Source organism: Bacillus sp. z60-11, assembly GCF_046464135.1.
Taxonomy (GTDB): Bacteria; Bacillota; Bacilli; order Bacillales; family Bacillaceae; genus Bacillus; species Bacillus sonorensis_A.
The window spans coordinates 22,048-37,849 of sequence record NZ_JBIYSN010000006.1 but is presented as its reverse complement, the minus strand read 5'-3'; the positions used below and the strand labels follow the sequence as shown (position 1 = coordinate 37,849).

Below are 15,802 nucleotides of genomic sequence, written 5' to 3'. Positions count from 1 at the left end.
ATGGATATTGGTAGAGGGAGGAAACAAGATGATGCCTCGAACGATCATCGAAAAAATTTGGGATCAGCACGTCATTAAAAAAGGAGAAGGAAAGCCTGACCTTTTATATATCGACCTGCATTTGATACACGAGGTCACTTCGCCTCAGGCCTTTGAAGGCTTACGACAGAAAAATAGAAAAGTCAGAAGGCCCGAAAATACGTTCGCTACGATGGACCACAACATTCCGACTGTGAACCGGTTTGAGATTAAAGATGAAGTCGCAAAGCGGCAGGTCAGCGCACTTGAACGGAACTGCGAAGAGTTCGGGATCCGCTTAGCCGACCTGTCAAGCGTTGATCAGGGGATCGTTCATGTCATCGGTCCGGAGCTTGGATTAACACTGCCTGGCAAAACGATCGTCTGCGGAGACAGTCATACATCGACACACGGGGCATTCGGTGCACTCGCATTCGGGATCGGAACGAGCGAGGTTGAACATGTTCTGTCAACACAGACACTCTGGCAGAAAAAACCTAAAACGCTGGAAATCCGCGTGGACGGCAAGCTGCAAAAAGGTGTGACCGCCAAGGACGTCATTCTTGCCATCATCGGAAAATACGGAGTCAAATTCGGCGCGGGCTATGTGATTGAATATACCGGCGAAGTATTCCGAAACATGTCGATGGACGAACGGATGACCGTCTGCAACATGTCGATCGAAGCGGGGGCAAGGGCAGGGCTGATCGCACCTGATGAAACGACTTTTGAATATGTAAAATCGAAAAAATACGCACCAAAAGGCGAGGAATTTGAAAAGGCTGTCGCAGAATGGAAAAGTTTGAGAACCGATCCCGGCGCTCAATACGACCGCTCAATTGTAATGGACGGAAATGACATTTCACCGATGGTGACATGGGGAATCAATCCGGGGATGGTCCTCCCGGTTGATGCAGCGATTCCGGGACCTGAGGCATTCGCACAGGAAGACGATCAAAAAGAAGCGCTGCGCGCCTATGAATATATGGGTCTTGAACCTCATAAAAAAATTGAAGACATTACAATTGAACACGTCTTTATCGGCTCATGCACGAACTCGCGCATGACAGATCTCCGCCAGGCGGCCGAAATGATCAAAGGACAGAAAGTCGCAGAAGGCGTGAGAGCGATCGTCGTTCCGGGTTCGCAAAGCGTCAAAATCGAGGCGGAACAAGAAGGCCTTCACGAGATTTTTATCGAAGCGGGCTTTGAATGGAGAGAATCCGGATGCAGCATGTGCTTGAGCATGAACAACGATGTTGTACCTGAGGGTGAGCGCTGCGCTTCCACTTCCAACCGCAATTTTGAAGGAAGACAGGGCAAAGGAGCGAGAACCCATCTCGTCAGTCCGGCAATGGCGGCGATGGCCGCAATCCACGGCCGCTTTGTAGATGTCAGAAAACATTATCAAGAGACAACAGCTGTGTAAAGGAGTGAAACGAAAGTGGAGCCTTTAAAGACGCATATCGGAATAGCGGCGGTATTAAACAGAATTAATGTAGATACAGACCAGATCATTCCGAAGCAATTTTTAAAACGGATTGAAAGAACCGGGTACGGCCGCTTTGCATTCTTTGATTGGAGATACCTGGAAAGCGGTGAGCCAAACCCTGAATTTGAACTCAATCAGCCCGAATATAAGGGAGCATCGATTCTCATCGCCGGTGAAAACTTCGGCTGCGGTTCATCACGGGAGCATGCGCCATGGGCGCTTGGTGACTATGGATTTAAAATCATCATCGCGCCGTCATTCGCCGATATTTTTCATCAAAACTGTTTTAAAAACGGAATGCTGCCGATCCGCCTTCCTTATGAGACGTGGAAAGGGCTTGCCGAACAGTACGAAAACCAGTCTTTGAACATGACCGTCGATCTTGAAAAACAGACGATTACAGATCACAGAGGAAAGCAGATCACCTTTGAAGTCGATCCGCATTGGCGGGAGATGCTGCTGAACGGGCATGATGAAATTTCATTAACATTGCTCCTCGAAGAAGAAATCGAACAATTTGAGAAGCAAAGAAGCTCCTGGCTTCAAGCATAAAAAAGCTGTCCGATCCTTTTCGGAGGCTTTTTTTGCTAAAGGGGCAAAACACATTGTCATCGGTTCTTTCTTGTTTTTAGCGGGCCGGGTTGATACACTTGTAAAAAATAAGTGCCTGAAAGGAACTTAAGCATGAAGCATGACAAGAAAAACTCAAAAGTCATCCCGTTCCCCAACGTAAAGGAGCGTTTGGTGCATAAAGGGATGTCCGCGCTTAAAGAAAAAGATTATCACGAGGCGCTGCGGCTGTTTTCAGAAGCGAAGCACTACGATGATGAGGAGTCGGACATTTATCTCGGAATGGCCATCTGCCTTTTGGAGATAGGCGAACTTGAGGAAGCGAAGAACATCTGTGAAAAAATGCTGAAGGAAGGCCACGGACACTATTTTACGGTTTTACAGGTCTACCTGACGATTTTAATCCAGCTCAGGCAGTATGAAAAAGTAAAAGAGACGATCGAAGCTGTTCTCGAAGAAAACAAGCTGCCGCCGGAAAGCGCCGAACAGTTTTATAAATTGCTCGATTTCAGCCGCAAGATGACGGAAGATCCCGGCCAGGAGGATGTCATGGAAGACCTGCCGGAGACAAAAGAACTCGACCAGGAGACGATTTTGTCCGACACCGGCGAGCAGTTAAAGCTGATTCACGGGCTCAAAGACCGCAATCTGACGAACTACATCGGCTTATTGAAAACGATTCTGCAAAACCCGAACGGGCATCCCGTCGTGAAAACGATGATTTTGCAGCTGCTCGCAGAATCAGACCATGAAAAACCGACGCTTGTCGCAAAGTTTGGCGAATCGATGACAATCAACCCGAAGGAAACGGTAAAACCGGAAGACATGACGATTCTCAAAGCTGTACTGAATGTGCTGGACGACACGCTCGGGAATGAAAATCCCTCGCTTTACCAGGCGGTGGAAGAGCTGTGGCGCAGGCATATTTATGTGCTGTATCCGTTTCAGCCGAAATACGCAAACCGCGAACTTTGGGCTGCCGCGCTTCATAAAGTCGGATATGAAATGCATGGCATCGACATCGATAAAGCGGAGCTTCATATGCTTTATGAATTCAATGACAGTCAGCTGGAAGAAGCCTGCGCGATGATCAAAGATATAGAAGAAATTTCTTATTTGTAATTGTTGAAAGCAGCAGGCATTGTGTTATAATATAGTGGTTGCATTTGTGAAAAACGGAGCTGATCCGTTTGCCGCTAAAGATTCATTATTTATCTTTGTATACATAATGATGGCTGACATTAGAGCGAAGCTTTTGATGGACGTAGCCGTTTGCTTGTTTTAAAATGGAAAACCGACACAACCTGAATAGATTTTGGAGGGAAACAAATGTCAGTAAAATGGGAAAAACAAGAAGGAAACGAAGGCGTTTTAACGGTTGAGGTAGATGCCGATACCTTTAATAAAGCCCTTGATGATGCATTTAAAAAAGTTGTGAAGCAAGTATCCATTCCTGGATTCCGTAAAGGGAAAGTGCCGCGCGGTTTGTTCGAACAGCGCTTCGGTGTTGAAGCTCTTTATCAGGACGCATTGGACATCCTGCTTCCTGTCGAATATCCAAAAGCGATCGAAGAAGCGGGCATTGAGCCTGTAGATCGTCCGGAAATCGATGTCGAAAAAATCGAAAAAGGCGAAAGCCTGATCTTCACTGCGAAGGTAACGGTTAAGCCTGAAGTGAAGCTCGGCGAATACAAAGGGCTTGGCGTTGAAAAAGACGATACGGCCGTAACGGATGAAGACGTTCAAAACGAACTCAAATCCCTTCAAGAGCGCCAGGCTGAACTGGTCGTGAAAGAAGACGGAAAAGTGGAAGAGGGAGACACCGTTGTTCTTGATTTCGAAGGATTCGTTGACGGTGAAGCATTCGAAGGCGGAAAAGCGGAGAACTATTCCCTTGAAGTCGGCTCAGGCTCATTCATTCCGGGCTTTGAAGACCAGCTTGTAGGCCTTGAAGCAGGTGCTGAAAAAGACGTTGAAGTGACATTCCCTGAGGAATACCACGCTGAAGAATTAGCGGGCAAACCTGCTGTATTCAAAGTGAAAATCCATGAAATCAAAACGAAAGAGCTTCCAGAGCTTGATGACGATTTCGCGAAAGATGTCGACGAAGAAGTCGAAACGCTTGCCGAGCTGACTGAAAAGACGAAAAAACGTCTTGAAGAAGCAAAGGAAAACGAAGCGGAAGCTAAACTTCGCGAAGAGCTTGTAACAAAAGCTGCTGAAAATGCCGAAGCCGATATTCCTCAAGCGATGATCGACACAGAGCTTGACCGCATGATGAAAGAATTCGAACAGCGTCTGCAAATGCAGGGCATGAATCTTGAGCTTTACTTCCAATTCTCAGGCCAAGATGAAAACGCGCTGAAAGAGCAAATGAAAGAAGATGCCGAAAAGCGCGTAAAATCAAACTTGACGCTGGAAGCCATCGCCAAAGCTGAAAATCTTGAAGTGACGGATGAAGAAGTCGAAGAAGAGCTTTCAAAAATGGCTGAAGCTTACAATATGCCTGTTGAAAATATCAAACAAGCAATCGGTTCTACAGATGGAATGAAAGAGGATTTGAAAGTTCGCAAAGCGATTGATTTTCTTGTAGAAAACCGTTAATATGTTTCATAATCATAATAATAAAACAGGGCGCGAATGTTTCGTGCCTTGTTTTATACAATTTTGACTTATCAGCTTTTCTTTGGGAAAGGATAATGTCAAGCGGATGAACATACATATTGAATATGCCGGATAGGCAAACACAACGTTATCGCCTTTTCGGAAAGTGTGGTAAAATGCAATACATAATGGAACGAATGTTACAGCGTATGTTTCTTTCAGGCGAAGAAACGGAATGACAAGGATATAAGGGGTGAAAGAATGTTTAAATTCAACGAGGAAAAAGGACAATTGAAATGCTCGTTTTGCGGTAAAACTCAAGATCAGGTACGCAAGCTTGTCGCCGGACCAGGCGTGTATATATGTGATGAGTGCATCGAACTTTGCACTGAAATTGTAGAAGAGGAACTCGGTTCAGAAGAAGAAGTGGAGTTTAAAGACGTTCCGAAGCCGAAGGAAATCCGCGAAATTCTTGATGAATATGTCATCGGCCAGGATCAGGCGAAAAAATCCCTTGCCGTGGCCGTCTACAATCACTACAAAAGGATCAACTCCAACAGCAAAGTCGACGATGTCGAGCTGTCCAAGAGCAATATTTCCATGATCGGTCCGACCGGAAGCGGGAAAACGCTTCTTGCGCAAACGCTGGCCCGCATCTTAAATGTGCCGTTTGCCATTGCGGATGCCACATCTCTTACAGAAGCAGGCTATGTCGGTGAAGACGTGGAAAACATTTTGCTGAAGCTCATCCAGGCTGCTGACTACGATGTTGAAAAAGCCGAAAAAGGCATTATTTACATCGATGAAATTGATAAAGTAGCGAGAAAATCCGAGAACCCTTCCATCACACGCGATGTGTCGGGTGAAGGTGTTCAGCAGGCGCTGCTTAAAATTCTTGAAGGTACGGTTGCAAGCGTTCCGCCTCAAGGTGGAAGAAAGCACCCTCATCAAGAGTTTATTCAAATTGACACAACCAACATCCTGTTCATTTGCGGAGGGGCCTTTGACGGTATTGAGCAAATCATCAAGCGCCGCCTCGGACAAAAGGTGATCGGTTTCGGTTCTGATAACAAGCATGACAATCTTGAAAGAGAAGCGCTGCTCTCAAAAGTGCTTCCTGAAGACCTGCTTCGCTTCGGTCTGATTCCGGAATTCATCGGACGTCTGCCGATCATCGCCAGCCTTGAGCCGCTGGATGAAAAAGCGTTGGTCGATATTTTGACAAAACCGAAAAACGCACTCGTGAAGCAATATTCGAAAATGCTTGAATTGGATAATGTGGAGCTTGTGTTTGAAGATGAAGCTCTCACGGAGATCGCCAAAAAAGCAATCGAACGCAAAACAGGTGCGCGCGGACTTCGTTCCATTATCGAAGGAATCATGCTCGATGTGATGTTTGACCTGCCGTCACGCGAAGACATCGAAAAATGCGTGATTACAGGCAAAACCGTCACTGACGGCGAACCGCCGCGTCTGATTATGAAAGACGGCACTGTCGTCAACAAAGATAAAAAGACATCTGCTTAAGATGAAACCCCTTGATTTCAGGGGGTTTTTTCTTTTGCAAAATTATCCCGTCCTTACGTTTATTCCCTCCCTGTTCAGGAAATACTAACTGACATACTTAAGATACGAAACCATTTCAGGAGGGACCATCAGTTGAGCTGGACGAGCATTGCACTTTTTGTACAACTATTTTTCGGAATCATCATCGGTTTATATTTTTGGAATTTGCTTAAAAACCAAAGAACGCAAAAGGTTACAATAGACAGAGAGTCCAAAAAAGAGATGGAACAGCTCCGGAAAATGAGATCGATCCATTTGTCAGAACCTTTGTCAGAAAAGGTAAGGCCTGCAACCTTTAAAGATATTGTCGGCCAGGAGGACGGGATTAAAGCGCTGAAAGCCGCGCTTTGCGGGCCGAATCCGCAGCATGTGATCATCTACGGCCCTCCCGGAGTGGGAAAGACGGCTGCCGCTCGGCTTGTGTTGGAGGAAGCGAAAAAAAATAAGCGCTCCCCTTTTCAGGAACATTCCGTCTTTGTCGAGCTTGATGCGACAACGGCCCGTTTTGACGAACGGGGGATTGCCGATCCGTTAATCGGCTCGGTCCATGATCCGATTTACCAGGGAGCCGGGGCGATGGGACAGGCGGGTATTCCGCAGCCGAAGCAGGGCGCCGTCACACACGCCCATGGCGGTGTTTTATTTATCGATGAAATCGGCGAGCTTCACCCGATTCAAATGAATAAAATGCTGAAGGTCCTTGAGGATCGAAAAGTATTTTTGGAAAGTGCTTATTACAGTGAAGAAAACACGCAAATTCCAAAACATATTCACGACATCTTTCAAAACGGACTGCCCGCTGATTTCAGGCTGATCGGTGCAACAACGAGAATGCCTGAGGAAATCCCGCCCGCGATTCGTTCGCGTTGCTTGGAAGTGTTTTTCCGGGACCTGGAAAAACACGAATTGAAAACAGTCGCAAAAAAAGCAGCTGAAAAAATCCAAAAACAAGTCGCAAATGAGGGGCTGGACCTGTTGACGCGCTATGCACGTAATGGCCGTGAAGTCGTCAATATGATGCAGATCGCCGCCGGAATGGCTTTAACGGAAGAACGCAGCGATGTGACCCTTGAGGATATCGAATGGGTGATCCATTCAAGCCAGCTGACACCAAAATACGAACAAAAAATCGCTCAAAAACCACAAGTCGGTATTGTCAACGGTCTTGCCGTCCACGGTCCAAACAGCGGCTCGCTTCTGGAAATTGAAGTGACCGTCAATCCGGCGGCTGATAAAGGGACGATTAATATTACGGGCATAGCCGAGGAAGAGAATATCGGCAATCAGTCAAAATCGATCCGCCGCAAAAGCATGGCGAAAGGGTCTGTTGAAAATGTCATGACCGTCCTTAAAACAATGGGAGTGAAAGCTTCCGACTATGACATTCACATCAATTTTCCGGGCGGAATTCCGGTGGACGGGCCGTCGGCTGGGATTGCGATGGCGGTCGGCATTTTTTCAGCCATCCATAAAATCCCGATTGACCATACGATTGCCATGACGGGCGAAATCAGCCTGCACGGCCGGGTAAAGCCGATCGGCGGTGTGATTCCGAAAATAAAAGCCGCCAAACATGCGGGCGCTAAAACCGTCATCATTCCGCATGAGAATGTGCAGTCGATCTTAAATCGGATTGAAGGCGTTCATATCATACCGGTCAAAACCTTGCAGGAAGTCCTTGATCTCGCTTTAGTGGACCCGCCGACGGAAATGCCGGAAGGAGCTCAAATCAAAAAAGAATCCGTATAATCCTCATCATCAGATGGGGATTTTTTTAACGGCGTCAGAGGCGTTTTCAAAAGCCTTTCGGAAGCGGCAAGTTTTCTTTCCAAAGGTCATCTTTTCCTTTTTCAGAAGTGAAAGAAAGGGTATACTACAGTAGACCCTTTTATTTCGGGCTTACAATTGTACAGGGATAAAAAAAGTATATTATAATGGTTCATACTAAAGCTACGGAGGTGTCAGTCAAAATGGCAGATGAAACGAAACGAAACATCCCGCTCCTCCCTTTAAGAGGTTTACTTGTCTATCCGACGATGGTTCTGCACCTTGATGTAGGGCGTGAAAAGTCGGTTGAGGCGCTTGAACAGTCTATGATGAATGATCATATGATCTTTTTGGCCACACAACGGGACATATCCATAGACGAACCGAGTGAAGAAGAGATCTTTACGTTCGGAACCTATACGAAAATCAAGCAGATGCTCAAGCTGCCGAACGGAACGATCCGCGTGCTCGTTGAAGGCATTCAGCGCGCCCGCATCCTCGAGTATCATGAAATGGATGACTATACATCTGTAAAAATCGAGCGAATCGAAGAAGAAACCGAAAAAGACGTGGAAGACGAAGCGCTTATGCGTACGCTGCTTGACCACTTCGATCAATACATAAAGATTTCTAAAAAAATATCGGCTGAAACATTTGCGGCAGTGACAGATATCGAAGAGCCCGGACGAATGGCGGATATCGTCGCCTCCCATCTTCCGCTTAAGTTAAAAGACAAGCAGGAAGTGCTGGAAACCATCGATGTGAAAGCCAGATTAAATAAAGTGATCGACCTGATTCACAATGAAAAAGAAGTCCTTGAGATTGAGAAGAAAATCGGGCAGCGTGTGAAGCGTTCAATGGAAAGAACGCAAAAGGAGTACTACCTGCGCGAGCAGATGAAAGCCATACAAAAAGAGCTCGGCGACAAGGAAGGAAAAACCGGCGAAGTCCAAAAGCTGACTGAAAAAATCGAGCAGGCCGGGATGCCCGACAATGTAAAGGAGACGGCATTTAAAGAGCTGAACCGGTACGAAAAAATCCCGTCAAGCTCCGCTGAAAGCTCGGTGATCCGCAATTATATCGAATGGCTCGTTTCCCTCCCGTGGAATGAGGCGACAGAAGACAGGCTCGATATTAAACTGGCCGGCAAAATACTCGATGAAGAGCATCACGGCCTTGAAAAAGTGAAGGAACGGGTTCTCGAATATTTAGCCGTGCAAAAGTTGACCCGTTCTTTGAAAGGGCCGATTTTGTGCTTGGCCGGACCGCCGGGAGTCGGGAAAACGTCGCTGGCCAAATCGATCGCCAAATCGCTCGGCCGAAAATTCGTCCGCATTTCGCTGGGCGGCGTCAGAGATGAATCGGAGATCCGCGGTCACCGCCGCACATATGTGGGTGCGATGCCGGGCCGGATCATTCAAGGAATGAAAAAAGCCGGCAAGAACAACCCTGTATTTCTTTTGGACGAGATCGACAAAATGGCTTCTGACTTCAGGGGAGATCCGGCGTCAGCGATGCTGGAAGTGCTCGATCCTGAGCAAAACCATACATTCAGCGATCATTATATTGAAGAAACATTTGACTTATCAAAAGTATTGTTTATCGCAACGGCGAACAATTTAGCGACGATCCCCGGCCCGCTGAGGGACAGGATGGAGATTATCACGATTGCGGGCTATACGGAGGTCGAGAAGGTTGAAATTGTAAAGGACCATCTGCTTCCAAAACAGCTGAAGGAGCACGGATTGAAGAAAACCAATCTGCAAATCCGCGACAACGCTGTCCGTGATGTTATTCGCTATTATACGAGGGAAGCCGGTGTGCGGAGTCTTGAACGCCAGATCGCATCGATATGCAGAAAAGCGGCAAAGCTGATCGTCTCAGGCGAAAGAAAAAGGATCACGGTCACGGAAAACAACCTTGAAGACTACCTTGGAAAACGGATGTTCAGATACGGACAGGCTGAGCTCGATGATCAAATCGGCGTTGTCACGGGCCTTGCGTACACGGCGGTCGGCGGAGATACGCTGTCAATCGAAGTGTCGCTGTCCCCTGGGAAAGGCAAGCTGATCTTAACCGGAAAGCTCGGCGATGTCATGAGAGAATCCGCACAGGCTGCCTTCAGCTATGTACGTTCAAAAGCGGAAGAATTAAACATCAGCCCGGATTTTCATGAAAAACAAGACATCCACATTCACGTGCCGGAGGGCGCAGTTCCAAAAGACGGCCCATCCGCAGGCATCACGATGGCGACCGCTCTCGTATCCGCGCTGACGGATCGTCCGGTTTCCCGCAGCGTCGGTATGACAGGGGAAATCACGCTGAGAGGCCGGGTGCTGCCGATCGGAGGTCTCAAGGAAAAGACGCTGGCGGCGCATCGTGCCGGCCTGACAACGATTATTATGCCGAAAGATAACGAAAAAGACATAGAGGATATTCCAAAAAGCGTGCGGGAAGGCTTGACATTCATACCCGTCGCCCATCTGGATGAAGTCCTCAAGCATGCATTAGTAGGAGAAGAGAAATGAAAGTAACAAAATCAGAAATCGTCATCAGTGCGGTGAAACCCGAGCAGTACCCTGAAGGGGGGCTGCCGGAAATCGCCCTTGCCGGAAGGTCGAATGTCGGAAAATCGTCATTCATCAATACGATGATCAACCGGAAAAACTTAGCGAGGACGTCTTCTAAGCCCGGAAAAACACAGACATTGAACTTTTATATTATTAATGACGTCCTCCATTTTGTCGATGTCCCGGGCTATGGATTTGCAAAAGTGTCAAAAACAGAGCGTGAAGCATGGGGCCGGATGATCGAGACGTATTTGACATCACGCGAAGAGCTGAAAGCGGTCGTCCAAATCGTCGACCTCAGGCACGCTCCTTCTCAAGATGATGTCATGATGTACGACTTTTTAAAGCATTACGGAATCCCTGTGATCGTGATCGCGACAAAAGCGGATAAAATCCCGAAAGGAAAATGGGAAAAGCATGCCAAAGTCGTCAGACAGACCTTGAATATTGAACAGGGAGACCAGCTGATTTTGTTTTCTTCGGAAACGAAAAAGGGCAAACAGGAAGCGTGGTCTGCCATTGAACACATGATCAACAGCTGAAAAAAAGCACTTGCCGTCAGAGCAAGTGCTTTTTTGGAATAAATTACTTTCTTTTCAAGAATAATAAGAAGAGGCCGATGAGTATGAAAGCGGCCGGCCAATACGTTTCCACATACGCCGTCTCGATTTTCAGCGAACGGAGCCAGCTGATAATCTGCTGAAAGAAATAGAGGTATAAAGCGACGGCGATCATCAAGAGACTCTCATATTGGTATTCCTTCGTCCGCATTGATTTAACGAGAAGGGCCGCTCCGACAATCAGCACGATCACCGCAAAATCATCCGCATGTCCAAACAGCTCCTGTTTAAAGGTAAAATAAACGCTGATGGCGGTCACCAGCAGGCCGGCAAAGAAGTGGGCGGAATCGGCTTCTTTTTGGCCCTGATATAAAAAGGCCAGACCGATCAATCCCGACAGGACAGACCATTCAGCTTGTCCTTCAAACAGGTTGATCTGTCCCGTTCGCAAAAAGGCGTAAATGGATACGGCGAGCAGCAGCAATGGAAGCAAAACAGATTTCTTTTTCAACGTTATCACCTTCTTGATGTTGTAAATAGAACTAGGAAAGCAATTTCTACTATATCACATCAATTTTTTAAAATCTGTTCACATTTTGTGAAGAGAAAATAGTGAATATATGTTATAATCGTTTTGAATAATAAATTCTATATTATAATGATTCTAATTTAGATAGATGTTGGGGGTGCAAGCAGGAATATGCATATACTTGTCGTGGGATTGGATTACAAATCAGCCCCTGTTGATATACGCGAAAAGCTGACCTTTCAGCCGAGTGAGCTGGGGCAGGCCATGTCGCAGTTAAAAGAAGAAAAAAGCATACTGGAAAACATTATCGTGTCGACATGCAACCGGACAGAGCTGTATGCAGTCGTAGATCAGCTGCACACCGGACGTTACTATATGAAAATGTTTTTGGCGAACTGGTTTGGACTGGCGAAAGAAGAAGTTTCCCCTTACTTAAAGTTTTATGAAAACGACGGGGCCGTTGAACACCTGTTCAGGGTAGCCTGCGGTTTGGATTCGATGGTTATCGGCGAAACGCAGATTTTGGGCCAAGTTCGTTCAAGTTTCAAGCTGGCTCAGGAAGAGAAAACGATTGGCACCGTTTTCAATTATTTGTTTAAGCAGGCCGTCACCGTCGCCAAACGCTGCCATTCTGAAACAGATATCGCTTCCAATGCCGTATCTGTCAGCTATGCCGCTGTTGAGCTCGCCAAAAAAATCTTCGGTGATCTTTCCGATAAGCATGTGCTTATTCTCGGCGCCGGCAAAATGGGGGAGCTTGCGGTGCAAAACCTTCACGGCCAAGGAATCGGACAGGTTACGGTCATCAATCGAACCTTTTCAAAGGCAAAAGAGCTTGCCGGCCGTTTTTCAGGTGAAGCGAAAAGCTTGAATGAGCTGCAGTGCGCTTTAATGGAAGCCGATATACTCATCAGCTCAACTGGGGCAAACGGGTATGTCGTGACAAAGGACATGATCGAACAAGTCAACAAGCTTCGCAAAGGTTGTCCGCTTTTTATGGTGGATATTGCCGTTCCGCGTGATCTTGACCCGGCACTGAGCGAAGCGGAAGGCGTCTTTTTGTATGACATCGACGATCTCGAAGGCATCGTAGAGGAAAACTTGAAGGAGCGTCAGGCTGTTGCTGAGGAAGTGGAGCTGATCATCGAGTCTGAAATCGTCGCCTTCAAGGAGTGGCTGAATACGCTCGGCGTCGTTCCGGTTATCTCGGCTCTGAGGGAAAAAGCTTTGACGATCCAGTCGGAAACGATGCAGAGCATCGAACGAAAACTTCCTCATTTGAGCACGAGGGAGAAAAAGCTTTTAAACAAGCATACGAAAAGCATTATCAATCAGCTTTTGCGCGATCCGATTTTAAAGGTGAAGGAATTGGCGTCAGAACCGGCTGCCGAAGAAAAGCTCGCTTTGTTTATGCAAATCTTTGATATCGAAGAAGCGGCTTTTCCGGCTGCACAGGAACAAGATGAGCGTCAGCCTGCTGCTGTTTTTAAAAGGCTGCAGGGGATCACTTCCATCGCGAGTGAGTGACGGTTATGACGGACACATTGCTGGCAAGGCTTAATGAAGTGACAATCGTGTTTTATACGCTCAGTGTTCTCTTTTATTTTATAGATTTTCTACAACACAACCGGAAGGCAGGGAAAATGGCCTTCTGGTTGCTTTCTATTGTCTGGATTCTTCAGACGTTCTACCTTTTTTATTTCATGCGGTATACGGATGCATTTCCTGTTTTGAACAATGTCCAGGGTCTGTATTTCTACGCGTGGGTGCTTGTCACGTTGTCGCTTGTGCTGACAAAGCTTTTGAAGGTGGATTTTCTTGTCTTTTTTACAAATGTGATCGGATTTTCAATGGTGGCGATTCATACGTTTACACCGACTGCTCAGCAATCGGCGGAGCTTTCAGGGAGGCTTGTATCAGAGCTTTTGATCATCCATATTACAATGGCGATACTCTCGTACGGAGCGTTTTCTCTGTCTTTCGTCTTTTCGGTGCTTTACCTGTTCCAGTACCGTTTGTTGAAACGGAAAAAATGGGGGAAATGGCTCCTCAGAATTGAAGACTTGTCAAAGCTTGATCATATGGCATACATTCTCAACATTATCGGGGTTCCGATGCTGCTTTTGAGCCTGATACTGGGGATAATATGGTCCTATGTGTCACTTGAAACGCTCTACTGGACGGATCCGAAGGTGCTCGGTTCAATCGTGCTGCTTTTTTTATATGGATACTATTTATTTATCAGGATTGTCAAAGAGCTGCAGGGACGGATTGCGGCGATGTGGAATACCGCGTCTTTTCTTGTTCTCTTGATCAATTTCTTTTTGCTCGGCAGTTTTTCGCAATTTCATTGGTTTAGTTGAAAACGGGCTGGCCGTAGTGAAGTGGGAGGAAAAAACATGAGAAACATCATCGTAGGCTCAAGAAGAAGCAAATTGGCGATGACCCAGACAAAATGGGTGATCAGCAAACTGAAGGAATTCAATCCCGAAATGACGTTTGACATAAAGGAAATGGTGACCAAAGGCGATCGTATATTGGATGTCACCTTGTCAAAGGTTGGCGGGAAAGGGCTTTTCGTCAAAGAAATCGAGCAGGCGATGCTCGCTGGGGAAATCGACATGGCGGTTCACAGCATGAAGGACATGCCGTCCGCACTTCCTGAAGGGCTCATGATCGGCTGTGTTCCGAAGCGGGAAGATGTCCGGGATGCGCTGATTTCCAAAGGACATCAAAAGCTCGCGGATCTAAAACAAGGAGCGGCGGTAGGAACGAGCAGCCTGCGGAGAAGCGCGCAGCTCTTGCAAATCCGCCCGGACCTTGAGATCAAGTGGATCAGGGGTAATATCGATACAAGGCTGAAAAAGCTGGAAACGGAAGATTACGACGCGATTGTTTTGGCGGCGGCAGGCCTGTCAAGGATGGGGTGGCAGGACGATGTCGTTAGCGAATTTCTTGATCCGGAAAGCTGTCTCCCCGCCGTTGGACAAGGCGCTTTGGCGATTGAATGCAGAGCGTCCGACAAGGAGCTGCTGTCTCTGTTTTCCAAGCTGAATGACCGCTATACCGAACGGACCGTTATGGCTGAGCGCAGCTTCCTTCATGCGATGGAAGGCGGATGTCAGGTTCCGATTGCAGGCTTTGCGATGATGGATGAAGAAGATGTCATCGAACTGACCGGACTTGTCGCCTCTCCCGACGGCAAAACGGTCTACAGAGAAAAAGCGAGGGGAACGGATCCTGAGGCTGTCGGCCGGGAATGTGCGCTGGCCATGTCTAAAAAAGGCGCAAAGGCGTTAATTGACCGCGTCAAACAGGAGCTTGATGAACATGAAGGATGATCATCTTCCTTTAAAAGGGAAAAAGGTGCTCATCACCCGCAATAAAACGCAGGCCCGCTCTTTTGCAAAAAAAGTGGAGGAATTGGGGGGAGAAGCGGTTTTAACTTCATTGATTTCATTCCGCCCCGCCCTGCCAAGAGAGCAGGCGTCTCTCTTTCAAGCGGGCCTTGAAGCCGCTGACTGGCTGGTCTTTACAAGCGTAAACGGGGCCAAATTCTTTTTTTCATACTTGGAAGATCACGGAATCAACCTGCCGGAGGCACCGCGGGTAAAAGTGGCCGCCGTCGGCGAAAAGACCGCCCGGTATTTGCGGGACAGGCGCCTTGACATCGACCTCATACCGGATCTTTATGTGGCTGAACAGCTGGCGGAAGCTTTAAAACAACAGCTGAACCGGGGTGAAAAAGTCGCGGTGATAAAAGGCAATCTCTCCCGCGATGTGATCAAAAAAACCCTTTCTCCCCTCGGGATTGACGTTTCGGAATGGACGCTGTACGAAACCGTCCCTGACCGGCGGGGAATTCGTGATCTGAAAGGCGTGGCAAAACGCGAAGCATTTGATTTTGTGACGTTTACGAGTTCCTCGACGGTACATACATTTATGAGCATTCTGAAAGAGGAAAGCAAGGATTGGGCCGAACGGGGCCATACCGTGTTTATCAGCATCGGCCCTTTGACGAAGAAGGCGCTTGCGGAATACGGAATCCCTTCCTTGATGTCTGAAGTATACACAATTGACGGAATGCTGGAAGCGATGTGCAGCATTTCAAGAAAAGGAGAATGAC

Annotated in this window: 13 protein-coding genes; 12 read left to right on the top strand and 1 reads right to left on the bottom strand. The window is 47.3% G+C overall.

Annotation, left to right across the window (positions count from 1 at the left end; all coding sequences use genetic code 11):
- Positions 1–28: 28 nt before the first annotated feature.
- From leuC to yihA, 8 genes are all read left to right on the top strand, one after another.
- Entirely contained in the window at positions 29–1,447 is a 1,419-nt protein-coding gene (leuC, locus tag ACINLD_RS16540) for a 3-isopropylmalate dehydratase large subunit (protein ID WP_026588146.1), read from the top strand.
- Between the two features lie 15 nt (positions 1,448–1,462).
- On the top strand, positions 1,463–2,062 hold the full coding sequence (gene leuD / locus ACINLD_RS16535; RefSeq protein ID WP_026588145.1) for a 3-isopropylmalate dehydratase small subunit: 600 nt from the start codon (positions 1,463–1,465) through the stop codon (positions 2,060–2,062).
- 132 nt (positions 2,063–2,194) lie between these two features.
- A complete protein-coding gene (gene ddcA / locus ACINLD_RS16530; protein WP_026588144.1) occupies positions 2,195–3,202 on the top strand; it encodes a DNA damage checkpoint antagonist DdcA in 1,008 nt (335 codons plus the stop codon).
- Positions 3,203–3,409: 207 nt separating this feature from the next.
- Positions 3,410–4,684 carry a trigger factor gene (gene tig, locus ACINLD_RS16525; protein WP_026588143.1) on the top strand — a complete coding sequence of 425 codons (1,275 nt, stop codon included), beginning with the start codon at positions 3,410–3,412 and terminating at the stop codon, positions 4,682–4,684.
- A 261-nt stretch (positions 4,685–4,945) separates the two neighbouring features.
- Positions 4,946–6,211 (top strand): ATP-dependent protease ATP-binding subunit ClpX, encoded by a 1,266-nt coding sequence (clpX, locus tag ACINLD_RS16520; RefSeq protein WP_026588142.1) that lies wholly within the window; start codon positions 4,946–4,948, stop codon positions 6,209–6,211.
- A 132-nt stretch (positions 6,212–6,343) separates the two neighbouring features.
- On the top strand, positions 6,344–7,999 hold the full coding sequence (lonB, locus tag ACINLD_RS16515; RefSeq protein ID WP_026588141.1) for an ATP-dependent protease LonB: 1,656 nt from the start codon (positions 6,344–6,346) through the stop codon (positions 7,997–7,999).
- A 221-nt stretch (positions 8,000–8,220) separates the two neighbouring features.
- Positions 8,221–10,545, top strand: a complete 2,325-nt coding sequence (lon, locus tag ACINLD_RS16510) for an endopeptidase La (RefSeq protein ID WP_026588140.1) — start codon at positions 8,221–8,223, stop codon at positions 10,543–10,545.
- Complete coding sequence (gene yihA, locus ACINLD_RS16505) at positions 10,542–11,129, top strand: ribosome biogenesis GTP-binding protein YihA/YsxC (RefSeq protein ID WP_026588139.1); 588 nt, start codon at positions 10,542–10,544, stop codon at positions 11,127–11,129. The genes lon and yihA overlap by 4 nt, the downstream gene beginning before the upstream one ends.
- A 43-nt stretch (positions 11,130–11,172) precedes the next feature.
- Here the strand turns inward: yihA and ACINLD_RS16500 are convergent, their stop codons facing one another.
- A complete protein-coding gene (locus ACINLD_RS16500) occupies positions 11,173–11,667 on the bottom strand; it encodes a hypothetical protein (protein ID WP_410207089.1) in 495 nt (164 codons plus the stop codon).
- A 180-nt stretch (positions 11,668–11,847) separates the two neighbouring features.
- Between ACINLD_RS16500 and hemA the strand changes: the two genes are divergently transcribed.
- From hemA to ACINLD_RS16480, 4 genes are read left to right on the top strand one after another with little or no spacing between them, the layout of a single operon-like run.
- Positions 11,848–13,203 carry a glutamyl-tRNA reductase gene (gene hemA / locus ACINLD_RS16495; RefSeq protein ID WP_026588137.1) on the top strand — a complete coding sequence of 452 codons (1,356 nt, stop codon included), beginning with the start codon at positions 11,848–11,850 and terminating at the stop codon, positions 13,201–13,203.
- A 5-nt stretch (positions 13,204–13,208) separates the two neighbouring features.
- Positions 13,209–14,039, top strand: coding sequence for an inner membrane protein YpjD (locus tag ACINLD_RS16490; protein WP_077736306.1), 831 nt, complete (start codon positions 13,209–13,211; stop codon positions 14,037–14,039).
- Positions 14,040–14,075: 36 nt separating this feature from the next.
- Positions 14,076–15,017 (top strand): hydroxymethylbilane synthase, encoded by a 942-nt coding sequence (gene hemC, locus ACINLD_RS16485; RefSeq protein WP_026588135.1) that lies wholly within the window; start codon positions 14,076–14,078, stop codon positions 15,015–15,017.
- On the top strand, positions 15,007–15,801 hold the full coding sequence (locus tag ACINLD_RS16480; RefSeq protein ID WP_077736307.1) for a uroporphyrinogen-III synthase: 795 nt from the start codon (positions 15,007–15,009) through the stop codon (positions 15,799–15,801). The genes hemC and ACINLD_RS16480 overlap by 11 nt, the downstream gene beginning before the upstream one ends.
- Position 15,802 lies beyond the last annotated feature (1 nt).

What these genes read in the sequence shown, in the direction of transcription:
- clpX (WP_026588142.1), top strand. Translation starts at nt 4,946, where the DNA reads ATGTTTAAATTCAACGAGGAAAAAGGACAATTGAAATGCTCGTTTTGC.
- hemC (WP_026588135.1), top strand. Translation starts at nt 14,076, where the DNA reads ATGAGAAACATCATCGTAGGCTCAAGAAGAAGCAAATTGGCGATGACC.
- leuC (WP_026588146.1), top strand. Translation starts at nt 29, where the DNA reads ATGATGCCTCGAACGATCATCGAAAAAATTTGGGATCAGCACGTCATT.
- yihA (WP_026588139.1), top strand. Translation starts at nt 10,542, where the DNA reads ATGAAAGTAACAAAATCAGAAATCGTCATCAGTGCGGTGAAACCCGAG.
- tig (WP_026588143.1), top strand. Translation starts at nt 3,410, where the DNA reads ATGTCAGTAAAATGGGAAAAACAAGAAGGAAACGAAGGCGTTTTAACG.
- hemA (WP_026588137.1), top strand. Translation starts at nt 11,848, where the DNA reads ATGCATATACTTGTCGTGGGATTGGATTACAAATCAGCCCCTGTTGAT.
- ACINLD_RS16480 (WP_077736307.1), top strand. Translation starts at nt 15,007, where the DNA reads ATGAAGGATGATCATCTTCCTTTAAAAGGGAAAAAGGTGCTCATCACC.
- lon (WP_026588140.1), top strand. Translation starts at nt 8,221, where the DNA reads ATGGCAGATGAAACGAAACGAAACATCCCGCTCCTCCCTTTAAGAGGT.
- ACINLD_RS16490 (WP_077736306.1), top strand. Translation starts at nt 13,209, where the DNA reads ATGACGGACACATTGCTGGCAAGGCTTAATGAAGTGACAATCGTGTTT.
- ddcA (WP_026588144.1), top strand. Translation starts at nt 2,195, where the DNA reads ATGAAGCATGACAAGAAAAACTCAAAAGTCATCCCGTTCCCCAACGTA.